23 protein-coding genes are annotated in these 24,895 nt (G+C 46.0%); 12 read left to right on the top strand and 11 right to left on the bottom strand.

From position 1 onward, the window contains the following. Nucleotides 1-96: 96 nt before the first annotated feature. Complete coding sequence (locus ACX0G9_RS26765; protein ID WP_459068046.1) at nt 97-1,140, top strand: Kelch repeat-containing protein; 1,044 nt, start codon at nt 97-99, stop codon at nt 1,138-1,140. 4 nt (nt 1,141-1,144) lie between these two features. Here ACX0G9_RS26765 and ACX0G9_RS26760 read toward each other — a convergent pair whose 3' ends face one another. The 5 genes from ACX0G9_RS26760 to pdxR form a co-directional block, all read right to left on the bottom strand. Then, nucleotides 1,145-2,386 carry a DUF3570 domain-containing protein gene (locus ACX0G9_RS26760; RefSeq protein ID WP_459068045.1) on the bottom strand — a complete coding sequence of 414 codons (1,242 nt, stop codon included), beginning with the start codon at nt 2,384-2,386 and terminating at the stop codon, nt 1,145-1,147. 6 nt (nt 2,387-2,392) lie between these two features. Beyond that, the gene (locus ACX0G9_RS26755) at nt 2,393-2,632 is read right to left on the bottom strand and encodes a DUF4266 domain-containing protein (RefSeq protein WP_459068044.1); all 240 of its coding nucleotides are present in this window, start codon (nt 2,630-2,632) and stop codon (nt 2,393-2,395) included. Next, nucleotides 2,601-3,563, bottom strand: coding sequence for an FAD:protein FMN transferase (locus ACX0G9_RS26750; protein ID WP_459068043.1), 963 nt, complete (start codon nt 3,561-3,563; stop codon nt 2,601-2,603). The genes ACX0G9_RS26755 and ACX0G9_RS26750 overlap by 32 nt, the downstream gene beginning before the upstream one ends. A gap of 5 nt (nt 3,564-3,568) precedes the next feature. Further along, a complete protein-coding gene (locus ACX0G9_RS26745; RefSeq protein WP_459068042.1) occupies nt 3,569-3,967 on the bottom strand; it encodes a thioredoxin family protein in 399 nt (132 codons plus the stop codon). Between the two features lie 131 nt (nt 3,968-4,098). Then, complete coding sequence (pdxR, locus tag ACX0G9_RS26740) at nt 4,099-5,565, bottom strand: MocR-like pyridoxine biosynthesis transcription factor PdxR (protein ID WP_459068041.1); 1,467 nt, start codon at nt 5,563-5,565, stop codon at nt 4,099-4,101. A gap of 105 nt (nt 5,566-5,670) precedes the next feature. On the opposite strand from pdxR, the gene ACX0G9_RS26735 reads away from it, so the two are divergent. Together ACX0G9_RS26735 and ACX0G9_RS26730 are read left to right on the top strand one after the other, a co-directional pair. After that, complete coding sequence (locus ACX0G9_RS26735; RefSeq protein WP_459068040.1) at nt 5,671-6,108, top strand: carboxymuconolactone decarboxylase family protein; 438 nt, start codon at nt 5,671-5,673, stop codon at nt 6,106-6,108. A gap of 74 nt (nt 6,109-6,182) precedes the next feature. Next, a complete protein-coding gene (locus ACX0G9_RS26730) occupies nt 6,183-6,626 on the top strand; it encodes a GNAT family N-acetyltransferase (protein ID WP_459068039.1) in 444 nt (147 codons plus the stop codon). Between the two features lie 49 nt (nt 6,627-6,675). Here the strand turns inward: ACX0G9_RS26730 and ACX0G9_RS26725 are convergent, their stop codons facing one another. From ACX0G9_RS26725 to ACX0G9_RS26710, 4 genes are all read right to left on the bottom strand, one after another. Then, nucleotides 6,676-6,816: a hypothetical protein gene (locus tag ACX0G9_RS26725; RefSeq protein WP_459068038.1), complete on the bottom strand. Its 141-nt coding sequence runs from the start codon at nt 6,814-6,816 to the stop codon at nt 6,676-6,678. A 230-nt stretch (nt 6,817-7,046) separates the two neighbouring features. Next, complete coding sequence (locus tag ACX0G9_RS26720) at nt 7,047-9,323, bottom strand: transglycosylase domain-containing protein (RefSeq protein WP_459068037.1); 2,277 nt, start codon at nt 9,321-9,323, stop codon at nt 7,047-7,049. A 97-nt stretch (nt 9,324-9,420) separates the two neighbouring features. After that, on the bottom strand, nt 9,421-10,143 hold the full coding sequence (locus ACX0G9_RS26715) for a LytR/AlgR family response regulator transcription factor (RefSeq protein WP_459068036.1): 723 nt from the start codon (nt 10,141-10,143) through the stop codon (nt 9,421-9,423). After that, the gene (locus ACX0G9_RS26710) at nt 10,140-11,216 is read right to left on the bottom strand and encodes a sensor histidine kinase (protein WP_459068035.1); all 1,077 of its coding nucleotides are present in this window, start codon (nt 11,214-11,216) and stop codon (nt 10,140-10,142) included. Before ACX0G9_RS26710 ends, ACX0G9_RS26715 begins: the two co-directional genes overlap by 4 nt. Before the next feature lie 477 nt (nt 11,217-11,693). On the opposite strand from ACX0G9_RS26710, the gene ACX0G9_RS26705 reads away from it, so the two are divergent. The 5 genes from ACX0G9_RS26705 to ACX0G9_RS26685 all read left to right on the top strand — a co-directional run bounded on the left by ACX0G9_RS26705 (nt 11,694) and on the right by ACX0G9_RS26685 (nt 17,737). After that, nucleotides 11,694-13,076 (top strand): ammonium transporter, encoded by a 1,383-nt coding sequence (locus ACX0G9_RS26705; protein ID WP_459068034.1) that lies wholly within the window; start codon nt 11,694-11,696, stop codon nt 13,074-13,076. Between the two features lie 323 nt (nt 13,077-13,399). After that, nucleotides 13,400-14,494, top strand: a complete 1,095-nt coding sequence (locus ACX0G9_RS26700; protein WP_459068033.1) for a sensor histidine kinase — start codon at nt 13,400-13,402, stop codon at nt 14,492-14,494. Then, a complete protein-coding gene (locus tag ACX0G9_RS26695; protein WP_459068032.1) occupies nt 14,491-15,180 on the top strand; it encodes a response regulator in 690 nt (229 codons plus the stop codon). Before ACX0G9_RS26700 ends, ACX0G9_RS26695 begins: the two co-directional genes overlap by 4 nt. A 152-nt stretch (nt 15,181-15,332) precedes the next feature. After that, the gene (locus ACX0G9_RS26690) at nt 15,333-15,980 is read left to right on the top strand and encodes a YdcF family protein (RefSeq protein ID WP_459068031.1); all 648 of its coding nucleotides are present in this window, start codon (nt 15,333-15,335) and stop codon (nt 15,978-15,980) included. 89 nt (nt 15,981-16,069) lie between these two features. Then, nucleotides 16,070-17,737, top strand: coding sequence for a fatty acid--CoA ligase (locus tag ACX0G9_RS26685; protein WP_459068030.1), 1,668 nt, complete (start codon nt 16,070-16,072; stop codon nt 17,735-17,737). Nucleotides 17,738-17,749: 12 nt separating this feature from the next. Here the strand turns inward: ACX0G9_RS26685 and ACX0G9_RS26680 are convergent, their stop codons facing one another. Continuing rightward, on the bottom strand, nt 17,750-18,844 hold the full coding sequence (locus ACX0G9_RS26680) for a serine hydrolase domain-containing protein (protein ID WP_459068029.1): 1,095 nt from the start codon (nt 18,842-18,844) through the stop codon (nt 17,750-17,752). 73 nt (nt 18,845-18,917) lie between these two features. Here ACX0G9_RS26680 and ACX0G9_RS26675 point away from each other — a divergent pair, with 73 nt between their 5' ends. Together ACX0G9_RS26675 and ACX0G9_RS26670 are read left to right on the top strand one after the other, a co-directional pair. Continuing rightward, entirely contained in the window at nt 18,918-19,235 is a 318-nt protein-coding gene (locus tag ACX0G9_RS26675) for an ArsR/SmtB family transcription factor (RefSeq protein WP_459068028.1), read from the top strand. Between the two features lie 63 nt (nt 19,236-19,298). After that, on the top strand, nt 19,299-19,964 hold the full coding sequence (locus ACX0G9_RS26670; protein WP_459068027.1) for a phosphatase PAP2 family protein: 666 nt from the start codon (nt 19,299-19,301) through the stop codon (nt 19,962-19,964). A 22-nt stretch (nt 19,965-19,986) separates the two neighbouring features. On the opposite strand, the gene ACX0G9_RS26665 is transcribed toward ACX0G9_RS26670, so the two are convergent. Then, the gene (locus tag ACX0G9_RS26665; RefSeq protein ID WP_459068026.1) at nt 19,987-20,955 is read right to left on the bottom strand and encodes an NAD(P)H-quinone oxidoreductase; all 969 of its coding nucleotides are present in this window, start codon (nt 20,953-20,955) and stop codon (nt 19,987-19,989) included. 213 nt (nt 20,956-21,168) lie between these two features. Here ACX0G9_RS26665 and ACX0G9_RS26660 point away from each other — a divergent pair, with 213 nt between their 5' ends. Both ACX0G9_RS26660 and ACX0G9_RS26655 read left to right on the top strand, forming a co-directional pair. Beyond that, a complete protein-coding gene (locus tag ACX0G9_RS26660; protein WP_459068025.1) occupies nt 21,169-23,862 on the top strand; it encodes a c-type cytochrome in 2,694 nt (897 codons plus the stop codon). A gap of 7 nt (nt 23,863-23,869) precedes the next feature. Next, complete coding sequence (locus ACX0G9_RS26655) at nt 23,870-24,895, top strand: aldose 1-epimerase family protein (RefSeq protein ID WP_459068024.1); 1,026 nt, start codon at nt 23,870-23,872, stop codon at nt 24,893-24,895.

Raw genomic sequence — 24,895 nt, 5'->3', positions numbered from 1 at the left:
TGGGGCAACAGAACGAATCCGCCTTGTCTCTTTTAAAATGATAAGAATGCATACAGCATTTTGAAAGGTACCGCTGGTTCAAATAAAAACATAAATATGATCCGTTCAGTTTATTTACTCGCTTTTAGCATTCTGGTTATCGGCTTTTTTGCCGGGTCTTCCTGCAGCAAACCGGGCCTGTCCAACACCCAATTCGGGAATTGGATCCAGGCTGCCCCAATTGGTAATTTTCCACGGAGCAATGCAGTTTCGTTTGTAATCGGAGATACTGCCTATGTGGGTCTTGGATATAACGAAACGGTTCCCGGTAACCACCGGCTAAAGGATTTCTGGTCCTTCAGCGCTACGACAGGCTGGACACAATTACCCGACTATCCTGGTGTTCCCCGCAGTAATGCCGTGGGGTTCAGTCTTGACGGCTATGGTTATGCGGGTACGGGATATGATGGCACCTTTCAGGTTTACGCTGATTTCTATCAATACGATCCGGCTTTACAAAAATGGAGTCTCAAAGCTCCATTACCGGGGGGTGGCCGGTATGATGCCGTTGGTTTTGGTCTGCAGGGGAAAGGCTATGTGGGAACAGGCTTTAATAATTTTTGGTTGAACGATTTTTACCAGTATGATCCCGGGAAAGACAAGTGGGAAAAGACGCCCGGAACTTCCGGCAACCTTTCCAAACGCAGAGCTGCCTCCGCATTTGTGTTTAATAACAAAGCCTATTTGGTTGGAGGATCGATCAGCGGAGGGATGGCCAGGGACTTTTGGGCATTCGATCCTTCCCAGCCTGCTCCCTGGATACCCCTTAATAATATTACCAATACTGAAAAAGATAATTTTGATGATGATTATACCGACATCCAGCGGGAATATGGATCGGCTTTTGTCAATGGTGATCAGGCCTATCTTATGCTTGGCCGTAACGGGAGCGGAGGGATGGTAACCTCAACCTGGGCTTATGATATTGTCAATGACCGATGGAGCAGGAGGTCGCCTTACCCAAGATCACCGCGATTTGGAAGCGTTGGATTTACTGTAAGCGGAGAGAGTTTTATAGGGTTGGGAAGTACGGGTAATTTTACCACCTTTGATGATCTTGATCATTATTTCCCCAAGGATATCTATAATTCGAACGATTGATCATTCACTTGAAATTTTCACTGAGTGACCCTTTACCTGTTCTGGTCATTTCCAAGAGCAGGGAAAGGCTGTGGCCGGCCAGCCCGTCCGTCCGCCTGTAATAGGCATACCGGAGACTGAGGGCATTAAAGGAATACCGTGGTGATATAGATTTTTGTGGCCCGTATCGTAAGGTAACACCTGTCTTTACACTGTTAAAAGAAGAAAGGTCATAATCAGAGGTATACCAGGTCTCTTTAAGATCGTGTTCCCTGTAGGGCCGGAACGCAGTGGCCGCTGTCTGGGTGTAAAGACGGAGTAATGGGGAAAGACTAAATTCCGGATTTACTTTAATGGGAATTTCCCATTGCAAGGTGTGGGCCGTTATTCCGAAATTATCCCTGTAAAAACGGTAATAAGTGCGGATAATAACTTTTCTTCCGGGGAATACATTCAACTGTGCAGCAATGGGGAATTTCCACCTTTCTGAAGGCAGACGTTCGACCCGTTCGGTATTCTTCGGGTCATTAAAATAGATCCGGTGATAGGGAGTGGATAATAACCCTTTCTGATAAACCAGTTCCGGAAAAAGGGCGAGTTGCATCCGGGAATTGATTACCTGGTAAAATGCCAGATCGAGATTATAAGAGCTTCTCCGGTAATTATTGAACCAACTGGTGTCCCTTAATTCCCAGGGATAGATCAATCCTACCGGTTTGAAATGTTGTTCTATGCTCAGTCTTCCATAACGAAGATCGTCGAAATAACATTGCAGGCCGGCGCTCCATTCCCTTGAGCCGGCTGGCGCTGCATGGCTGATGGAAATCCCGGCGGGTATCGATAAATAGGCCGATTCGACGGAAAGACCTGAATTGATGCTGATGCGGGCCCGGGATTTTTTTAATAGCCAGCTATAGCCGGGGCTTATATGTAACCTGGCGGAAAGCCTCGATGCGGAAGAAAGTACAAAATCGATATTATCCATTGAGGCGGAAGTGATCACATCTACCCCGGCATTCAGGGTTAATCGGTGTGTCGAATCAGGATAATGGGTAAGGGTGAATTCAGGTTCATACACATGCAGTAATTCGGTTCCTGTGCCCCCAGTTATGGCCGAGTGATTCCCATTTTGCGTATAATATCCAAAAAGTACCTGGATCTCCGTCCTGCTGATCTTTTGTTTTTTATAGAGGCTATCGCTGCTTTTTTGCCCTGAGGCACAGATCGAAGCCGTTAAAAGCGCCAGCGTAAGATATTTGTTCTTCATTTTTTTCTAATTACAGCCGCATCCTCCGCTGGATTTTCCATTGCCACCTCCACTGGCTCCTTCCCGGTAGGTATGAATACTCTCGTCAAATTTCTCTATATCCAGCTTTCCCAGCTTCATATTAGCATCATTTAACCAGGCTTTTTGATAAGGCTTCACCGTGGAACAGCCCTGTAAAGACAAGACCACTGTTATTATGGCCAGGGTTATAGTCTTAGGTTGGAAGAAGTTCATCGTTATATCCATGTGTTTCTTTATATACATGTGTTTGGATATTTTTGGATTTATAGATACGGTCTTTATTATCGATTATTATTCCATGGACTTCCGGTAATTGTTCGATAAAATGTAATCCAACCTCTTTTCCCATCACAGTCACGGCTGTTGCCAGCGCATCGGACAATTCAGCGGAAGGGCTTATAATAGTTACACTTTTAATATCTTTGACCGGAAAACCGGTACGGGGATCGATATTATGGGAATAGCGTATCCCGTTTATGTCAAAATATTGCTCATAATTACCTGACGTAGCAATGGAACAATCCGTTGCAGCGAGCCACAAAAGGATGCGCGATGGGTCGCGGGGATCTGCAATCCCTATTTTCCAGGGCCTTCCATCCGGTTGACAGCCCCAGGCGGTAAGGTCTCCGCTTGCATTAATGACCCCAGCCTGTACGCCCTGACTTTTCCATACCGATCTTACCTTATCGGCGGCATAGCCCTTGCCGATGGCTCCGAAACCGATATGCATTCCTTTTTTTGTGAGATAAAGTTTGTTCTCCGGAAGAACCTGGATTTTCCGGTAGCCAACCCGCTCCATAGCACCCGCTAATGCAGCGGCCTCCGGTAATTTTGCTTTTCTTTCCTTAAAATTATATAACGATTTCAGTACCCCGGATGTGATATCGAAGGCTCCCTGCGTAATAGCTGAAAGATGGAGACATCGCTGTACCAACTGGAACACCTCTGCATCTACTACGACAGGATGATCGCCTGCGCCATCGTTCAATTGAGAGGTTTGTGAATGATTGCTGAATTCGGTGAGTAAATTTTCAATCCGCTGAATTTCCCGAATCCCTTCCTGCAAACGAAGATTTGCCGAAATCCTGTCCGTTCCGATAACGATCAGTTCGAAATCGGAACCCATCAGCCGGATTTGGATCTGGTGTTTTTCCATAACGTTTATAAGGGAGCCAGGACTCCCCGGATCTGTCTGATTAATTCTGCAGGTTTTTGACCGGTAAAGGGAATGGACGTTATGAACTTCCGTTTGGAGTCAAGCAGGACGATCTTTGGGAAAGATCCTTCCGCATTAAATTCTCCGGCCAATTCTTCGTACTGGGCTTTGAGGGACGGTGGTATTTTTTTTTGCTGCGGGAAATCAGCTTCCAGCATAACCAGGTTCAAATCGGCAAATCGCCGGAAAGAACTGTCGGCGAGGACCGTTTTTTCAAGGCGGATGCAGGGAATGCACCAATCGGAACCTGAGAAAACCAGCAGGACCTGTTTGCCGGATTGCCTGGCCCGGGCAAATGCCTGGCCAGGTTCCGAATAAGTCTGCCCCTTGGCTGCTATAACCAAAGCCAGTAGGACTATTTTTAAACCTGATATTCTAAAAATTTTTAGCATTCCGCATTATCTCCGTTGGTTCGCCATGTTTACAAACAAAACTATTTTTTGTTCATGGATTTTAAAGCAATTTTTTTATAATATTAAGGGCAGGATTGCCGGAGGATCTCAATGATCTGATCCATTTCTTTTGGTTGCAGGGAAGCAAAGCCCAAACGCAAACCATTATAATTTTCTTTTCCGTTATAATAACGTCCGTCATTCATAAACAAACCCAAAGAAGAAGCCCTGGCAGAAATAGCCGGTAAGGGGTAGTTGGGATGAAACCGCGCCCAAATCGCCAATCCTCCATCCGGTTTGGAAAAAGAGATTTTATTACCAATTTGCTGAGTCAGCAGATCGCAGAAATAATCTCTTCGTTCCCGGTAGATCTTGTTCGTTTTTTTGAGGTGTCTGGCAAGGTCTCCGTCCCTGATGAATAAAGCCATAGCTTCTTCCATCAGATAATCTCCGCGGATATCAATGATCCGTCTTAGCTGTGTGGCCTTTTCGATCAGGTCAGGGGTAGCGATCATATACCCCATGCGGATCGAAGGGGTAAGGGATTTGGTTAGACTTCCTATATAGATCACCTGACCGCCATGATCGGCGCTGGCCAGTGGGAGAATAGGGGCCGAACTATAATGGAAATCATAATCATAATCATCCTCTATTACTATAAGTTTGTACCGGTGAATGATGTCCAGCAACTTCATTCTCCTGTCCATGCTTAGGGTAACCGTGGTAGGGTGATGGTGATGGGGAATAATATAAAGCATCCGGATCTTCTTTTTTTTGCAGAGAGCTTCCACCGCTGCTACATCGATGCCCTGTTCATCAACAGGTACCCGCAAAAGGCGCGCTCCGGCTTCTTCGAATGCACTATCGGCCAGAAAATAATTCGGTTTGCTTACGATCACCTGGTCTCCCTTTTTCAGAATTAACCGGGCGGCCAGGTAGATAGCCATTTGAGCCCCGCGGGTGATCAGGGTATTGGACGGCCCGATCGTCAGGCCCCTGCTATCGGTTAAAAACCGGGAGATGGCATCCCGCAAGGTTAAGGCACCGGCTAAATTGCTTTGTGGAAAAAGCTTTGGGGGGTTTTTCCCCGTAATTAATTTTTTATAGGTTCGTATTAAAAGATCCATTGGCGCTAACCGGCTGTCCGGCATGCCATCATTGATAATAAAACGATGATCCTGATTAGAAGGAAGAACCTCCGGTATCGTTCCTACATGGGGAACTGAAAACCCTGCAGGGCCTGCAAATCCTGCAGGACGGGCAGACGATTTAAAGCTTCTTGGTTTTAAACCGGGCAAACGCGGAGATACATGGATTCCTTTGCGTGGCGTAATTTCTATCCAGTCCTGCGCATCGAGTTCCTCATAAGCGGCAACGACCGTTTTGCGATGCACTTTTAAGAAGGCCGCCATTTCACGACTCCCGGGTAAACGCGATCCCGGTTGGATAATCCCGTCCCGGATCAGTTTGGCTAACTGATTGGCGATTTGCTGATATACAGAAAAATCAGCCTTTCTGTCAATCGTGATAAGGGTGGGAAAGGGTAACATATTGGTGGCCTACTTTATTTGTTAAATCTGGACCCTAAAAGTAGTCCAAAAGCCAGTAGTTTTACAAAAAAAACAGACCGAAACAAAAAACAGACCGATACAATCATGGAACAAAGATTTAAACTAAAAGAAGTGCAGCCTGAGGCCTACAAAGGGATGTTTGAATTGGAGAAATACCTGGGAACCACCGGCATTGCTCCTTTACACAAGGAATTGATCAAGATAAGGGCCTCCCAGCTAAATGGATGTGCTTATTGTCTTAACCTGCACACGAAAGATGCGCGGAAAATGGGGGAGACCGAGCAACGCATTTATCTGCTGAATGCCTGGAGGGAATCGCCTCAGTTCAGCGAAGAAGAAAGAGTGATTCTGGAATTGACCGAAGAGATCACGCTTATTCATCAACATGGCCTTTCTGATGAAGTATATAAAAAAGCGATTGCTTTATTTGGAGAGGCAAAGACAGGTCAGCTCATTATGGCTGTCGTTACGATCAATGCCTGGAACAGGCTGGGGGTTAGCCAACGCCTCCAACCGGAGTAAACCCTCAGCTTTAACGCGAATAAAAAAGAGAAAAAATTCGTTATTTTAGTTGAAAAATTTAATAATATAAGAATATGAAAATCGGGTATGCCACTACAGACGAAGAAATCATGAATTGCCTGGAAGTGGTTCGAACGCTTCGTCCGCATGTCACGGATCCAACAGGCTTCCTGGAACAAATAAAGGAAATGAGCAAGGATGGATACCGGTTACTGTATGGTTCGATCGGGGAAAACGGGAAAGAAGTGGTGGTGGCCTTTGCCGGTTTCAGGGCCATGCACAAGTTGTTTAACGGAAAAAGTATTTATATTGATGATCTTTCCACCTTGCCTGCTTACCGGGGGAAAGGCTATGGAAGCCGTTTGCTGGATCATATTCACCAACTCGCCAAAGAGGAGGGCAGGACTTCCGTTGAACTTGACAGCGGTTTTCACCGGCACGATGCTCATCGCCTTTACCTGAATAAAGGGTATAAACTCGCTACCCATCATTTTTCATTCCAGGTGGAAAAAGGGTAAGAATGAAAAAGAGTAAGTAGTAAGAATAAAGAGTCTTTGCTCTTTTTGATTACACAGCGGCAATATATTCCTGCAGGGTGATCTTTCCATTTATTAACTGGATATATAACTTATCTTTATTCACCTTCATTTTCTTTAACTGATCTACTAATTCTTTGTCAAAAATAAGATCTTTTAAAATCGTAGTCATAAGATTATATTTTATAAATTCTTCGATTCCTGCTGATGTAAAAGTACAAAGCATTTGCATTTCCAACCAGACAAGTTAAGGCCGGAATGATGATGGCAAACCTGTTAAGAAAATAATAAAACCCTTTATGGTAAAGGGTTTTGTGAGCCAGTTCTTATGAAATCCAAAGAGTTTTTCATTCCCGGAGGAGTATCCTGGCGGGATAGGTTATCCTGTGTTTAGCCTACTTTTTAATATTGACTTCCCGGAGTTTTGGAAGTTGTCGAATCCTGGAGGTAATCTCCCGACTCTCCGTTGCCCTGATCGGTTCCTTCGGCTCCGGGCGGAGGTATCGAATCTACATTGCCATGATCATATAAATATTGCTGCTTTACGCTGTCGGGTTTTACGAACCGGGCACCTTTATTCAGTCCCAGTGAGGGGTCATTCAGGGCTTTGGAGAAAAAATACTCCCAAACCGGGCGGGCTGCCTGTGCGCCCATTCCAAGACCATTCTGAAGACGGATGAAACGGTCATTACAACCAACCCATACACCGGCGAGCAATTGAGGAGTATAGCCCATGAACCAGGCATCGGAATTGTCATTCGTAGTACCCGTTTTGCCACCCATCTCGGTTACACCTAACCGCTTTCTCAATCCCGCTGCTGTCCCAAAATCAACCGGCCCCTGCATCATACGGGTCATCGTATAGGCGGTAGACTGACTGAGGACTTCCTTGTGTTCGGATCCGAATCTTGCCAGCACATTTCCATGTCTGTCCTCAATGCGGGTGATATAATAAGGCTCGGTACTGAATCCTCCGGAAGGAAAGATGGTATATCCTCCAAGCATTTCAAAAAGGGAAAGTTCACATGCACCCAGCGCCAGGGAAGGGTAGGGCTCCACCGGGGTGGGGATATTGATCTGTTTGATAAAATCCGCAAACCGTTTAGGTCCTTCGGGACCGAATTGTTTTTCGATATAAGCCGCTACTTCATTAATGGACCAGGCCAGTCCGACGGCCATTGTTCGGGTTCCGCTGACCTTGGGATTGGCTCTGGCCGGTACATAACTGTTATAAGCAGGAAAAAATTGTTGAACAGCTTCGCACTGCGTTTCAGGCGTAAAATTAAAATCTTCTATGGCAAGGCTATACAGGAAAGGCTTGATGGAGGAACCGACCTGACGCTTCGTATTTATATTTACGTGATCGAATTTATAGGTTTTAACATCGATGCCGCCCACCCAGGCCCTGACAGCCCCGGAAACAGGGTCCATTACCATAAAACCCGTTTGGAGCATCTGCCGGTGATATTTTATAGAATCCAACGGTGTCATTACCGTGTCTTTTTCCCTGGATGCATTCCAGGCAAAGACTTTCATTTTAACCGGTTTGATGAAACTGGCGCGGATGGCCTCCTCCGGCATATCCTGTTGGTCTTCATTCTTCCAGCGATCGCTGCTGCGCATAGCGGCTTCCAGGACATTGTTATGGTCCTGCCAGATCTTTCCGGTACGAATCCCTGCCTGGGCATCCATCGCTTTTTGCAGGACTGGCATCTGCCTGGCCACCGCTTCATCTGCATAGGTCTGCATTCGGGGATTAATGGTGGTATATATCTTCAGCCCGTCCTGGTATAGGTTGTAGGATTCCCCGGTGGCCGGGTTAATATGATCCTTGCACCATTTTTTCATATCTGCCCGCAAGACATCCCTGAAATAAGGGGCAACACCATTGTTCTCATCCAGTTTCCGGTAATGGCCAAGATCGATGGGCTTTTTTTTAAGATCGGAGGCCTGATCTGCCGGTAAATATTTATTGGTTACCATCCGGTTGATCACCAGATTGCGTCTGTCCAGAGCGGCCTTTGGATTGGTCCTGGGATTAAAAACGCGGGGATTGTTGACCATACCCACCAATACGGCAGCCTCATCTACGCTCAACTGATCAGGGTCTTTTTGAAAAAAGGTCCTGGAAGCATTCCGGATACCATAAATGTTATCGCTGAAAGAAACTTCGTTCAGGTATAAGGATAATATTTCCTCTTTGGTAAAATTGCGTTCCAGTTTGATGGCTATCACCCATTCCTTTAATTTTTGCAGCGTTCTCTCCAACCGGTTGCGCGATCTTTCCCCATTGAACATATTAAAGGCTAACTGCTGGGTCAATGTACTGCCTCCGCCATCCTTTCCAAATTTCAGGACGGCCCGTAATACGCCGATGCCGTCAATCCCGGAGTGTTCATAAAAACGTTCATCTTCTGTGGCTACCAGGGCATGGATAACGTTCGGCGAGATCTTTCCATAATCCACATGGGTTCGGTTGCCTCTTTCAGTATAATATTTCCCCATCAGGCTCCCATCATCCGCATAGACTTCTGAAGCAAGGAGGACGGATGGGTTCTCCAGCTCCGCCAGGGACGGTAGTTTACCGAAGCGACCCGAGCCAACAAGGGTAAGCAAAACAGTTAAAGCAACCAGGCCAATAAAAAAGATGCACCAGAAAATCCGGACCATTTTGGACATAGACAGGAAGGGTTATAAATACAATGGATTGCCACTAAGGTATAACGCTAATTTGTTATACTAATCATAAACGTGGATGCTGGTGCATAATTGCGGACTAGAAGACTCTTTTGCGGATAATATTCATAAAATTTTCCTTAAATTTTTCGCTGATGGGGATCTGTTTGTCGGCGATGAAGATGTGATTGTCCCTGATCGTATCCACTTGCGCAATGTTGACTATGTAGGAATTATGCACCCGGGTAAAGGAAGGAGATAACTGTTCCTCAATGTCCTTTAAACGTCTGTATATCAAAAGCTTGTCGTTGGCTGATACCAGCCGGGCATATTCCTTTTCCCCTTCGAAATAAAGGATGTCCCGCAGGAGTATTTTATGCAGCATCCTGCCGGATTTTATGAAAAAATATTCGTCTGAAGGAGAAATGGCGGGCGGTTTGATCCCTGTCCCCCCGGTGCCTGATCTTTCAAAATATGTTTCGACCTTCTGGAGGGCCGCATAGAACCGTTTGAGGGTAATGGGCTTAAGAAGGTAGTCTATCGTCTGAAAGCTATAACTATCGGCGGCATATTGTGAATAGGCGGTCGTGAAAACGATCCTCGTCTCTTTGGGTAACAGTCCGGCCAGCTCCATGCCACTGAGCTGAGGCATATTGATATCCAGGAAAATGAGGTCAGCCGGATTGGTTTTCAGAAAAGCCAGAGCTTCCATGGCATCATAACATTTAGCCAGTAATTGCCAGCCGGTATTTTGAAGGATGAACATTTCCAATAAGTTCACCGCATTTGGTTCATCATCCACGATCAGGCAACGCAGGTTCATACAAGCGGGATTTTTAGAAATGCATGATAATAAGGTTCGCTACGGACGACATTTAATTCAAAATCGGTTCCGTATAACAAGGTAAGCCGTTTTTGCAGATTTTTTATGCCGAAGCCTACTTTTATGGTACTGGTATGGATCTCAGGAAGTTTGTTCTCCGTTTGAAAAAGCAGGTAACCCTCTCTTTCCAATAAAGAAAGGGTGATCTGGTTTTCGATACCGGACCTGTCGATACCATGTTTGAAGATATTTTCTACAAAGGTCATTAATAACATCGGCGGGATAGTATGATCCCCTTCTATCTCCTTTATAAACACAACCTTTACTCCATGACGGATCCGGATCTTTTCCAAGGCGATATAATTCTCCAGGAATTGCATTTCAGTGGCCAGTGCGACCCTTTCTTTAGGGCTTTCATCCACAAAATAACGCATGATCTCTGATAGACGTCCGATCAGCAACGCGGTTCGCGGGGACTCCAGGAATGCTTCATAATAAATATTATTCAACGTATTAAAAAGGAAATGAGGCTGCACTTGTGATTTCAGGAGATTTAGTTCAGCCAGGCTTTTTTGTTCCTGCATTTGTTCGGCCTGTTGTTTCAGTTTGAAATAGGCGAGGGCGATCCGGAATACAAAACTCAGGATGAAGATCACCAGACTGCCTGTCGCGACATAGATGATATTGCCTGCAGTAACGGGTTCCTTTTTGACCGCAAAAAAATGATTGTAGATGAACTGGGAAATCAGGGCTTTGGATACACCGGTAATCAACAGGAACAGGGTTGTGAGAAAAATGTACAAGACATATCTTTTTTTCTCATAATAGCGGGGATAAAGAAAGCTGATATTGCCATAAATGATCAGGGCATAACAGCAGGTATTGAAAACGGTATAGGTTGCTGCCATGATAATACCATCCATGGGCAGATAAGAAAAGAAATTGATCACCAGGATCACCCCCCATACGAGCAACTGCAATTGTACAGGGCTTGCCTTTTTATTAAAAAGATTCATCCGTTCAAAAATACTACCCTTTTCCCCCTTTTTCCGATCCTTTTCAACCAATGCCATCCGGTATTCAATATTCGGACAATTGAAGCTGAGTGCTTGTTGGTTAAAAAGTGAAGGAAATTGGTTGAATTAACTTGGTAACCCCGGGCATGAATGGGAAATTTAATAAAAAGATCAGACGATCGGGGTGTAGTAGTAGATTAAGGTTCAACACTATTCCTTGATTAGTTGTCACAAAGAGTCACTATTTCTCAAAAAACAAAACCCTGGTAGAGATACCGGGGTTTTTCTTTTGAATATTATTCATTTATTTAGCCCTTTTGGGGCGTTTTTTTATGATTTCTTAATATATGCGAATGGGCGGGATAATATTTTTTTAGAGCGTAATGATATTATAATCAATATATTATCGTTATTATTATTACATATAATGAATATATAAATATAAAAAAGTATAAATTTTTTACGTTTTTTTTATAATTTTCATCTCAGATCTAACGAATTATTGTTTTTAATAACATGAAACAACTGAGAATTATGACAAAACTCACTCTTAAAAGTACATTGCCGTTTTTAACCCTGGCAGCCGTTGCGATCGCTTCCATTTTTATTCCCACTCTTCCAAATTTTGACGATGGGAAATATAACCAGGCAGATACTACCTGGATCCTGGTGGCTACGGCCCTGGTGTTTTTAATGACTCCGGGTCTTGCTTTTTTCTATGGGGGAATGGTGAACCGCAAGAACGTACTTTCCACCATGATGAAAAGTGTCGTTGCTGCGGGAGTGGTTGGCGTTTTATGGATCGTGGTAGGTTATAGTCTTTGTTTTGGGGATTCGATCGGCGGAGTTATCGGCAACCCGCTGACAAATTTCTTTTATAAAGGAGTTGCTTCGGGACAGCCTTGGGTCGGGGCGGCTACTATTCCCAAACCGTTATTTTCCATGTTTCAGTTGATGTTTGCCATTATTACCCCCGGACTGGTGGTTGGCGCGATCGCAGAACGTATGCGTTTTTCTGCATATGTGCTGTTCACTGTCCTTTTCAGTCTGTTGGTATATGCTCCTCTGGCGCATTGGAGCTGGCATCCTGATGGTTTCCTGGCTAAAATGGGAGCCCTGGATTTTGCCGGCGGAACAGTGGTTCATATTTCTGCCGGTTGTGCTGCCCTGGCAGGGGCTCTCGTTTTAAAACGTAGAAAATCACATATAGATAATCTGGCTACCGCTCCGGCGAATATCCCTTATATTTTGATCGGTACCGGCCTCCTGTGGTTTGGCTGGTTTGGATTTAATGCAGGCTCCGCCCTGGGTGCAAATGCCCTTGCAGTTTCTGCCTTTTCCACAACCAATACGGCTGCAGCTGCTGCCGGTCTTTCCTGGATGTTCTTCGACGTACTGAGGGGTAAAAAACCTTCTGTTATAGGTTTCTGCGTGGGGGCTGTTGTCGGGCTGGTCGCTATCACGCCTGCTGCAGGTTTTGTAGCTATTCCGCAAAGTATCTTTATCGGGGTGCTGGCAGCTGTCATTTCCAATCTGGCGGTGCATTTTAAAGCCACCAAAACGGTACTGGACGATACGCTGGATGTATTCCCCTGTCACGGTATCGGAGGCATGGTCGGAATGCTGATGACGGGTATATTCGCTACAAAGGCTGTCAATGCCGCAGGCAATAACGGTTGGGCTTATGGCAATATGGATTTTTTCCTGACACAATTAAAGGCAATGGCCATTGCGGTAGCGTATAGTTTCTCCGTATCCTGGCTCATTTTCAAGTTCATTAATTTCATCGTTCCGATCCGTGTCAGCAAGATGGAAGAAGAAGAAGGACTCGATGCCAGCCAGCACGACGAAAAATATGTCCAGGGGACCCTTCTTGTTGCTACTCCTCAGGGATTAAAGGAGCAGGAGATCGTCTAATGATAGTCCAATTAAAAAGAATGAGATCTATGTATAGGTCAATTTAAATAACCGGAAGTTTTTAGTTTTTGTTTTTGAAGACTGGAAAGGAAGCATTGGGGCTTCCTTTCCCTTTTTTTGGTATATAAAGAAGCATGTAATTTTTTATATTAATTATTTAATATTATGAAAATGCCCTGGGTAATTGTTTGTTTTTAAACAGGTTAAAGACTTTGGATATTATATATAAAATAAATTAATGTTTAATTATTGTAAATAATTCGCTATTTTTCGTAAGTATATTTTTGATTTAATCATATTAAAAATATATCAATATGAAAATTATGCCAGAACCCCTAATACTTTCTCCTTTTCTAATTTATGACCAGGTTAGCAGAAAAAAACAATATTTGCTAAGTCTTTTATTGGTCTGTTTCGTTTCAGCGATCTGTTTTTCCTTATCGGCTTATATGGGGCCTCAGGTAGTAGCCTTTATACTATTGCTCACTGTTTCCATTATCGCCCTTTTCTTCACTATTTTACCTGTTTTACTGGCTACTTTATTGAGTGCTTTGATATGGGATTTCTTTTTTCTTTTACCCCGGTATAATTTCAGGGTAGGCAATACGGAAGATAAAATATTACTTTCTATGTATTTTGTCATTGCCCTGGTCAATTCTGTGCTGACTTATAAAATAAGACAGATCGAAAAGATAAGCCGTCAAAAAGAAGAAAAGACAAATACCTTAAAGTTGTATGATACATTATTGAACTCTTTATCACACGAATTACGTACCCCAATCGCAACTATCATCGGCGCTACGGATAACTTGCTCGATGAACCTTCCAGACTTTCCGCAGGTGACAATAAAAAACTTCTTTCCGAGATAGCCGTAGCTTCTTTGCGGCTAAACCGGCAGGTAGAGAATCTGCTGAGCATGTCCAGGCTGGAATCCGGGTTCATTCAGCCCAGGAAGGATTGGTGTGATATCCAGGAACTGGTATGCGGTATTATTCAAAGTCTGGAAGAATCATTGACCCGTCATAAGATTGAAGTCGATATACGGCCGGATCTTCCGCTGGTCCGGATGGATTATGGATTAATGGAACAGGTGATTTATAACCTGGTTTTTAATGCCATCCTTTACACTCCTGAAGGCACCCTGATCAGCATTCGGGCCGATTGCCCCAATATGCGGCTGATGATCGTGGTAGAAGATGATGGGCCTGGTTTCCCGGAGAAGGAGATCGGAAAAGTATTTGAAAAATTCTACCGTCTCGATAATTCCAGGGGGTCCGGGTTAGGATTGTCCATTGTCAAAGGTTTTATTGAGGCGCACAACGGGGCGATCGAATTGTCCAACAGGCGAAACGGCGGCGCTAGGTTTGTGATTGACCTGCCTGCTGAATTTTTCTTTCTAAAACTAACGGGCTCATGAGCGCTGCTGAGATTCTGGTTATCGATGACGAAACATCCATTCAACGTTTGCTGGAGATCACCCTTCAATCCAATGGATATGCGGTCATGCAAGCCGTTACCGGGAGAGAAGGCCTGGCTAAAACCGTCAATCATTCCCCCGACCTGATCCTGCTGGATCTGGGGCTACCGGACGAAAGCGGACATTCCATCCTGAAAAAGATGCGGGAATGGTGTTTGACACCAGTTATCGTTCTTTCTGTCCGGAGCCATGAAACCGATATTATAGCGGCTCTCGATAATGGTGCAAACGATTACCTGGTCAAACCATTCCGGACAGGAGAATTGCTGGCCAGGATCCGGTCCGCTTTACGCGGAACTATTCCTGAAGGCAATGACCCGGTGATCCGTCTGAAAGGCATGGAGATCGATCTTTCCGCACGCACGGTGAAAAAGGATAACGAGTGGATCCGGCTTACGGCCACCCAATACTCGCTAATGGCCCTTTTTGGGAAAAACGAGGGAAAAGTCCTTACCCATCAATTTCTCCTGCGAGAAATCTGGGGAGCTGATTATATCGACCAGCTGCAATACCTCCGAGTGTTTATCGGACAACTTCGTAAAAAGATAGAAAAAGATGCTAATTACCCCGAATATATCCTCACGGAATCGGGTGTTGGCTACCGTTTCCGGGCAACCGATTCCTGAATCTTCCAGTGTACCCTCCCGGAGCTTTACCTCCGATGGAAATCAGGATCTCATTTTCTCCCTCTACCTGTTGAACGGGTATTCTTTGAACTGGTTTTCGGGATAGTTCATGGAGAAACTGATATATTTGCCAAATACATTATTCCTGCTATATGATTACCAAAGATGTACTCCGGGACGCCAGAAAATTATGGGACTATCATCATCTCCATCATACGCCTAAACCCTGTGATTGTATCCTGGTCCTGGGTAGTCATGATTTAAGGGTGGCTGAACGGGGCGCAGAGTTATATCTTCAGGGTTGGTCGCCGATAATTATCCTTTCCGGGGGGCTCGGAAATGTCACACGGGGGATATGGAAAGACCCGGAGGCTGATCGTTTCGCAAGGATCGCGTTGGATAGGGGCGTACCGGCCGAGGCGATCTTTATTGAGAACCGGTCCACCAATACCGGAGAAAATATTTTATTTACGCAGCAATTGTTGAAAGAGAAGAGCCTTGATCCGGAAACCTTCCTGCTCGTGCAAAAGCCATATATGGAAAGAAGAACCTATGCCACCTTTGCCAAACAATGGCCCGGCAAGGAAATGATCGTTACCTCACCCCAGATCCCCTTCGATGAATACTCCACTGCAGAAATTCCCATGGAAAAGGTCATTAATAGCATGGTAGGCGATTTACAACGGATAAAAATTTATCCGGAGAAAGGGTTCCAGATCTACCAGGAAATCCCTGTCGATGTATGGGAAGCTTATGAAAGACTTGTTCTTTTGGGATTCGATAAACATTTAGCGGCCTGATCCGTTTTTTCATCCCGGTATCATACACATTTTCCCCGCCATGTCTTATCTTCATTCTTATTTGAAAGATCCTGACAATTGCCTGTATTATGAAAATCAAAAAGATCTCCCCGGCTGCCACCTGCAGGCCCTTCCCTTTACTCATCAAGAGTATGCTGGCTTATTCCCTGGTATTGAATCCCGAACGGGAAATCGTTTACCGCGACCTGGTCCGCTTCGATTATTTTGAATTGAACCGGCGGGTGCGCAGATTGGCGAACTTACTGCAGGACCTTGGCCTGGAGGGCGGGGAGACAGTTGGGGTAATGGATTATGACAGCCATCGTTACCTGGAAGGTTATTTTGGGATTCCCATGACAGGTAATATTCTACATACGATTAACTGGCGTCTTTCTCCTGCACAGATCCTGTTTACGATCAATCATGCCGAGGATAAGGTATTGTTCGTGCATGAAGATTTTCTTCCTTTGCTGGAAAAATTTTCAGGCGAGATGCCAACGGTAAAAAAAGTCATTTTCCTGACCGATAAAGGGAAGAAGGAAGATAACAGCCAGGCTCTTTCTCCAACTGTCCACAGCGACGGTGAATATGAAACGCTCTTAGCAGAACAGGCAGATACCTATTCATTCCCGGACTTCGATGAAGATGCCGTAGCGACAACTTTTTATACCACCGGCACTACCGGAGATCCGAAAGGGGTGTATTTCACCCACCGGCAATTAGTCCTTCATACCATGAGCCTGGCATCCACCCTGGGTTTTGTTGATGGAGCGTCCTGTCGCCTGACTACGAATGACGTATATATGCCCCTGACCCCCATGTTTCATGTCCATGCCTGGGGTTTTCCTTTCCTGGCCACTCAGTATTCCATGAAACAGGTGTATGCCGGTAAAATGGATCCAGTCCTGATTGCCCGCTTATATCACCAGGAAAAGGTTACCATATCGCATTGTGTGCCGACAATCTTACAGATGGTCCTGAAATGCCCTGAAGCAGCCACCATGGATCTTTCTGGTTGGAAGATCATCATTGGCGGTGCGGCATTTCCGAAAATGCTGGCCAAGGCAGCCTTGGAGAGAGGAATGGATGTAATGGCCGGTTATGGTATGTCGGAGACCTGTCCGGTGATCGCTACTACCATTATCCGTCGCGAAGATAAAGACAAAGACCTGGAATGGCAGGTGGATGCCCGTACGAGAACCGGCGTTCCTGTCGCTTTTGTGGAAATAAAACTGATCACTCCGGAGGGAAAGGAAGCCCTTGCAGACGATAAAGAACAGGGGGAAATCGTTCTGCGAACTCCCTGGCTTACTGAAGGGTATGTTAAAGAACCAGGGAAGGGGGCCGACTTGTGGGAAGGGGGCTATCTGCATACCGGTGATGTCGCCACCATAGATCCTGTATATTCAATCAGGATAGCCGACAGGATCAAAGATGTGATCAAAAGCGGCGGGGAATGGGTTTCTTCCATCGATCTGGAAAATCTGATCGGTTTGTATGGAGGGGTGGCTGAAGCGGCCGTTGTGGGCATGGCGGATCCAAAATGGGGAGAACGGCCCTATGCCCTGGTTGTGGCCAGACCCGGTCAAATCTTGTCCGTGATAGAAATAAAAAAACATATTCAGCAGTATATAAACAGTGGACACATCAGTAAATGGGCTATGCCCGAACAGATCGAACTGGTAGACTCCATTCCCAAAACCAGCGTGGGTAAGATCGATAAAAAGAAGATCCGCGAAAGGATCAATGTGGTTTAGTGATTTTGAATTTTAACGGGTAAGATCGTGAAGAAGGAATACCTGTGTAAAATCTTCGTTCCCTGTATCTTTTAATACCTGGATAATCTTGTGGAATGGTGTGGTATTCTCCGCCAGATTTGAAAAATACACGATGCTCCATTCATCCCCGGGTAACTGGATCACGAAATTGGCAAAACCACAGGTACTTCCTGAATGAAATAAAGTCACTGGCTGAGAGGCTATAATAAACCAGCCTGCTGCGTAAAAGTAATTTTCCTTTGCAGAGGTTCGAAAGCGGAGTCCACGTAATACTTCAGGAAGCCGGACCAGTTTGTTTTGCTGAAGTGCCCGCAGCCATTTGCCATAATCAATCAAGGAAGTGTATACCCCTCCGTCTCCTTTGGTGGCACTTGTGATGCTTTGATCGGAAAAAATGATCCTTCCCGGGGAATCCCTGGCATATCCCATGGCACGGTTCCGGATAGGCAGCCCCTCTTCATAAATAACAGAGTTGTTCATACCCAGCGGAATAAATATCTTTTCTTTGATGAAAGTGGAAAATGACTGATGGGAAATCCGTTCAATGATCAGGGCTAGGAGACAATACCCTGAATTGCTATACCTGAACTGATTTCCCGGAGAAAAATAAAGGGAATCCTGGCTTGTCAGAAGTGCCAGCACATCGGCATCCAATACCTGTTTTGATTGGGAAGCCGGGATCAGTGATTCGTAATCCATCAATCCCGATGAATGGGTGAGCAGGTGCCTGATCAATATTTTTTGCCCGATCCGGGCCGGTAATTCCGGAAAGTATTTTTGGATGGGGTCTTTGAAAGAAAGCCGGTGTTCTTTTTCCAACAAAAGAATACCCATGGCGGTGAACTGCTTGGAGAGAGAGGCCATCCGGAAGTTGGTGGTAGAATCTATCCGGGATCCCAAAGAATCATTTGCAAGGCCTGTTGTTTTTTGGTAAAGGATCTCTCCCCTTTTTTCGATACGAAGGGCAATGCCGGGCCCATTTTCCAGTTGTTCCCTGAATAAGGAATCCAGTTTTTGTGATAATTGAGTTTGGGCAATAGAAGAAACCCCTGTGATGAGGAATAAAATGATAGAAAGTAGTTTCATGTAATGGAGAAAATTTGCTGATTAAAAGTAAGCCAATTTTCAGTAACCAAAGGGTTTCCTATATATTTGCCTTATGAGAAGGGATGTTTTCCAGGCAATCGCAGATCCAACCAGGCGGGAGATTATTCACCTGGTCTCGCGGCAACCGCTGAACCTGAATACTATTGCGGACAATTTTCCGATCAGCAGACCGGCTGTTTCGAAACATATTAAAATATTGACGCAGTGCGGGCTTATCCTGGTGACTCAGCAAGGGCGGGATCGGTATTGCGAAGCGAATTGTAAAAAACTTCGGGAAGTCTCAGACTGGGTTGATCAATACAGGATATTCTGGACGGGCAAACTGGATGCCCTGGAAAAATTTTTGGAGACGGAACCCAAAAAAAAATGAAAAAATAATTGGGAAAAAAATAAGGTCACAGATGTATTTGGGAAAATAAAGTAAATTAGTAGAGTGGGGATAAGAAATTACGTTATTCGGTACCGGTTATGGATCTATACTGTCCTCCTGCCTTTATTCTTTTTAAATGCTCATAGTTCGTTAAACGCGCAATATCTGCCGCTACCGCCAGAGCCTGGGCAATCCGGTTTTGGACAATCCGGGCTGCAAAGATTGGATTTCAGGATACTGAACAACCTGGCTGCTCATAGGACCCCTGGCCAGACCATCGTGTGGCGTGCCATCTCAGATGCCAATAATTATGTCAATATTGCCCTTCCCGCAGGTCTGCTCGTTGCCGGTCTGATCCGAAACGATGTGCCCATGAAAGAGAACGCTCTATATATTGCCAGCAGCGGAGCCGTTAGCGCCTTGTTGAATTACGGGATCAAACAATTGATCAAAAGGCCGCGGCCATTCGTGGTCAATGTGTATTTTACCCCGGTTTACCGCAACGGCGGATATTCTTTCCCTTCGGGTCATACCTCTCTCTCTTTCAGTACGGCCACGGCATTGTCACGGGCTTATCCTAAATGGTATGTGATCGCTCCTTCTTTTTTGTGGGCCGCATCCGTCGGTTACTCCCGCATGTATCTGGGGGTTCATAATCCTTCCGATGTTACGGCCGGCGCCTTGTTGGGTGTTGGTACGGCATTTGGAATGGGTTTTATCAGACCTTGAAATTCGTTAATGATCGTGACTTTTACCCCACGATCAATAATATCTTCCCGATATGTTCGCTGGTTTCCATCAACCGCTGTGCTTCCGCGGCCTGCTCCAGAGGTAGTTGTTTATAAATAATGGGTTTTATCTTTCCCTCTGCCATCAATGGCCATATATTTTTTTCTACTTCATGGGAAAGAGCCGTCTTAAAGGCCGTGTCCCTGGGTTTGAGCATACTGCCGGTAACAATGACCCGTTTGCGCATGATCTCGCCGATATCGATAGTGGCCTGCATCCCCTGCATACCGTTGATGAATACCAGGCGGCCGTCTGTATTTAGCACACGGATATTTTTTTCTACATTCTCACCGCCGGTCATATCGAGAATGGTATCTATTTTTATTCCCTTTAATTCATACTCAAAATCATGGGTCTTATAATTGATTGCTTTTTGAGCGCCCAGACCTTCGCAGAACCGGCATTTTTCATCGGTCCCTGCCGTCGTATATACCTTCGCTCCCCAGGCAATGGCTAACTGGATGGAACTTACGCCGATACCGCTGGTTCCACCATGGACTAAAAAGTTTTCCCCTTTGCGTAATCTTCCCCGTTGAAATACATTGTGCCAGATAGTAAAAAAGACTTCCGGAAGAGCAGCCGCTTCTTCCAGGCTAAGACCTTTTGGGACCGGTAAACATTGACCTGCCGGAACCGCCACATATTCAGCATAACCTCCTCCATTTACCAGAGCGCAGACTTTATCTCCCTTTTTCCATCGCATTATTCCCGGCCCGGTGGATTCAATCATGCCGGAAACTTCCAGACCCGGGATCTCCGGTGAATCTCCCTGGCTATACGATTTCGATTTGCGGGAAAGGATATCGCTGCGATTTAATCCTATTGCCCTGACCTTTATCAATACTTCACCCTCTGCCGGGACGGGGTTAGCCACTTCTTTTAATTGAAGGACTTCAGGACCGCCTTTTTCTGTAATAAAGATTGCTTTCATATTTACTGCTTTTAAAGGTAGATTATTAATAGGATTACCAAGTCAAACAAATTCGGTTGAAATTGCCGGGCAAATGCCGACATTACCGGGAAATCAGCCCTGGGCATGCCGGAGAAGTGACCTGACCGTTCGGAAGACCGGAAAGGATACATGACGGTGCAGGACAGTTAAACAGGTTAATATTCATACACTTGCCTACCTTAAATTGCCATCATGAGTCTAAACTTTCCGCGTGTAAAACTATTCTTTCCAATTGGTCTGCTTGTATTGTCAGTTGCATCCTGTAATAATGCCAAGGAGGCTGATACGCAGGTTGTCGTTTCCAAGGATCCAAAGATCGCTCATCTTAAGCTGCCGGCCGGGTTTCATGCCGACCACCTATACAGCCCGGGGGAAAAAGACCAGGGCTCATGGGTCGCTATGACCTTTGACGATAAAGGCAGAATGATCGCATCGGATCAATATGGAAATCTGTACCGGCTGACCATTCCTGCTATCGGTTCGGATACCAATCAATCGAAAATAAAAGTTGAAAAACTGGAGCTGAAGATCCCGGGAGATACTTCTGAAAAAGGAAGGAGGATCGGGTATGCGCATGGTCTGTTGTACGCCTTTAACAGCCTCTATGTAATGGTGAATGATGAAGGAGACAGGGCGCATTCCCGTAACAGCGGTCTGTATCGTCTCCAGGATACGGACGGAGATGATCAATATGATAAAGTCTCTACCCTTAAGTTGCTGGAAGGAGAAGGTGAACACGGGCCGCATAGTATAGTGCTGGCACCCGATAAAAAATCGATCTATGTCATTGCAGGGAATTTCACCAAGATCCCGAAAATGGATAGTTACAGTGCACTTCCCGTTTACCAGATCGACAATCTTTTCCCCCTGATCAGGGACCCTAACGGACACGACAATACAGTAAATACACATGGCGGATGGATCGCACACCTCGATTCTACCGGAACGAACTGGGATCTGGTTGCTTCCGGATTCAGGAATCCATTTGACCTGACCTTCAATGATGCAGGAGATCTGTTTACCTATGACTCCGATATGGAATGGGATTTCGGGCTTCCCTGGTACCGGCCTACCCGCATTTGCCAGGTACCCAGCGGCGGTGAATTCGGATGGCGCCCCGGAACGGATAAATGGTCGCCCACTTTTCCGGATAATCTTCCCCCCGTACTTAATGTAGGGCAGGGTTCACCGACCAGTTTCTTTAGCGGCCATACTGCCCGGTTCCCGGAAAAATACCGCAAATCCTTATTTGCTTTCGACTGGAGTTTCGGGATCATCTATTCCGTTCACCTGGACCCCGATGGATCCACCTATAAGACGAAAGGGGAAGAATTCGTATCCGGATCACCCTTACCGCTGACCGATGGCCAGATCGGCCCTGATGGAGCCCTGTATTTTCTTACCGGCGGCCGCAGGCTCGAATCCGATCTTTACCGCGTATACTTTGGCGATAATACCGGGAACAAAGAAGAGCTGGCTCCTGTCGTACTAAATGAGGAACAAAAGATCCGCAGGAAACTGGAAACCTTTCATGGTGCTCCAAAGGCTGATGCACTTGATTTCGCATGGCCTAATCTGAAACATCCTGATCGTTTTGTTCGTTTTGCAGCAAGAATTGCCGTAGAACACCAACCGGTAAGCCAATGGCAGGAAAGGGCCCTGGCAGAGAAAGATCCCATCGCCCTTACCCAGGCCATCATTGCACTCGCCCGTCAGGGAAATCCGAACCTGAAGGATAAAGCTTTGCAGTCCCTGGTTACAGCTCCTTACGCACAGTTGTCCGATGATCAGCAGATCGACCTGTTGCGTGCCTTTGAACTGGTGCTGCTGCGCCTGGGTCAGCCTTCCGCTGCGGTTAAAACACAAGTGATTTCTTATCTTAACCCGAACTATCCTGCCAAGACTAATAATCTGAACAGGATGTTGAGCAAAATACTGGTTTACCTGGAAGCTCCCGGAGCTGTGGAAAAAACTATGGCCCTGCTGGAAACAGCAAAAGACGATGCTTCCGACCAAAAAACCGTAACCCAATCCTCCGATCTGATCCTCAGGAATCCTCAATATGGTTTGGATATTGCCAAAATGCTGGCCAACGTGCCTCCGGGTCAGCAAACCTATTATGCGAATGTGCTGAGCCAGGCCAAAACCGGGTGGACTCCTGCATTGCAGGAAAAATATTTCCGTTGGTTTGAAAAGGCATTTGGTTACAAAGGGGGTCATAGTTTTGTCGGCTTTATCGACCTGGCCCGCAAAAATGCCTTGAAGAATGTTCCAAAGGACCGGTTGGCATATTTTAATACGATCTCCGGGGACTCCCTGGTCAGCAGAGCTGCTTCCGGTATAACGGGTTCGGGTCAGCAACCTAAAGGACCAGGAAAAGACTGGCTGGTGGATACCGCCCTTCTCCTGGTGAAGGACGGCCTTTCCCAACGCGATTTTGAGCGTGGCAAAGCTATGTTCGATGCCTCCCTCTGCAGTACCTGTCATACGATGCAGGGCCAGGGCGGAGTCGTCGGCCCCGATCTCACGCAGATAGGGAGCCGGTTCTCCTATAAGGATATGCTGGTAGCTATCATCGATCCCAGTAAAACCATATCCGATCAGTTTTCCGCTACCGTTTTTTATCTGAAGGACGGCGGTTCCATACTGGGAAGGCTGATGAAACAGGATGCCGATAAATATTATATCTCACAAAACCCCTTTGCACCGCAGACCCTACGGGAAATCGAGAAGAAGGATGTCGTTCGCACTCGTCTTTCAGAAATCTCCATTATGCTTCCCGGTCTGATCGACCGGCTGAACGGTGAAGAATTGAAAGATCTTTTAGCCTACCTTAAAGCAGGGGGAAACAAACAGGATACGATCTTTTCAACGAAAAAACCATAAAGGAACGATGTCTTTGTCCATGCCGATATCACCCGGTTGGAACGATAAAATCTCTAACCCAGCCCAGTTGGGCGGGATAGAGACATCGGTCCTCGATAACGGCCCCGGAAGAGGTACCCGAATCGCCTGGATCAATACGGGTACTGGCTTACGTTATAAAGTGGTGCCTGACCGGGCAATGGACATCGCAGATGCTTTTTATAACCAGCATAGCCTGGCCTGGCTCAATGATCCGGGGATTACCCCTCCCCAGCCTTTTTCGCAAAGAGGATTGGATTGGCTAAAGACATTCGGGGGAGGATTGCTGACAACCTGCGGTCTTACCTACTTCGGAGGTCCGGAGGCCGATGCATACGGAGAACGCGGATTGCATGGTTTGGTCAGCAATATTCCGGCGGAAATAGAATCCATCATTCAACCCGATCCGGCAACCGGTAAAATGGACATGAGCATTACCGGTAGTATCAAACAGACCGGCTTATTCGGCCCCAGCCTTGCCTTAAAGCGGACTATATCCGGGACCCTCGGGAAAGCATCCATACGCATACTCGATGTGGTGACTAACAGGGGTAACAGCCCTGCCCCCCATATGTTGCTTTATCATTGCAATTTCGGCTGGCCACTGGCTAATGAAGGATCGCAGATACTTTGGCCAGGAAGCTCCTTTAATTGCCCCGCTCCGCTGGCGGCACATTCAGGGACAGGAGAAGAGGTGGTCACTACGGATATCACCGCCGATCCTTCCGGTACCTGTAATTGCGGTATATACAATGCCTCGTTGGGTATTGCCCTGGCCCTGCGGTTTCAAAAAAAACAATTGCCCTGGCTGATCAATTGGCGGCATTTCAGTAAAGGGGAATATGTAACGGGCATAGAACCTGCCACCCATCCACTTATCGGTCAGGCGAAAGCAAGGGAAGAGGGAAGGTTAATCCTGCTCGAACCCGGTGAAAGCAGATCGTATGAACTGGAGATAGAAGTCCTGTACACACAGGAAGGGCTGGATGGTTTTTTTAAAACGATCCAGGTTTAA

It is taken from the genome of Flavitalea flava, from assembly GCF_054461575.1.
Note: the sequence above shows the minus strand (reverse complement) of the source record. Positions and strands in the feature narration are given on the sequence as shown.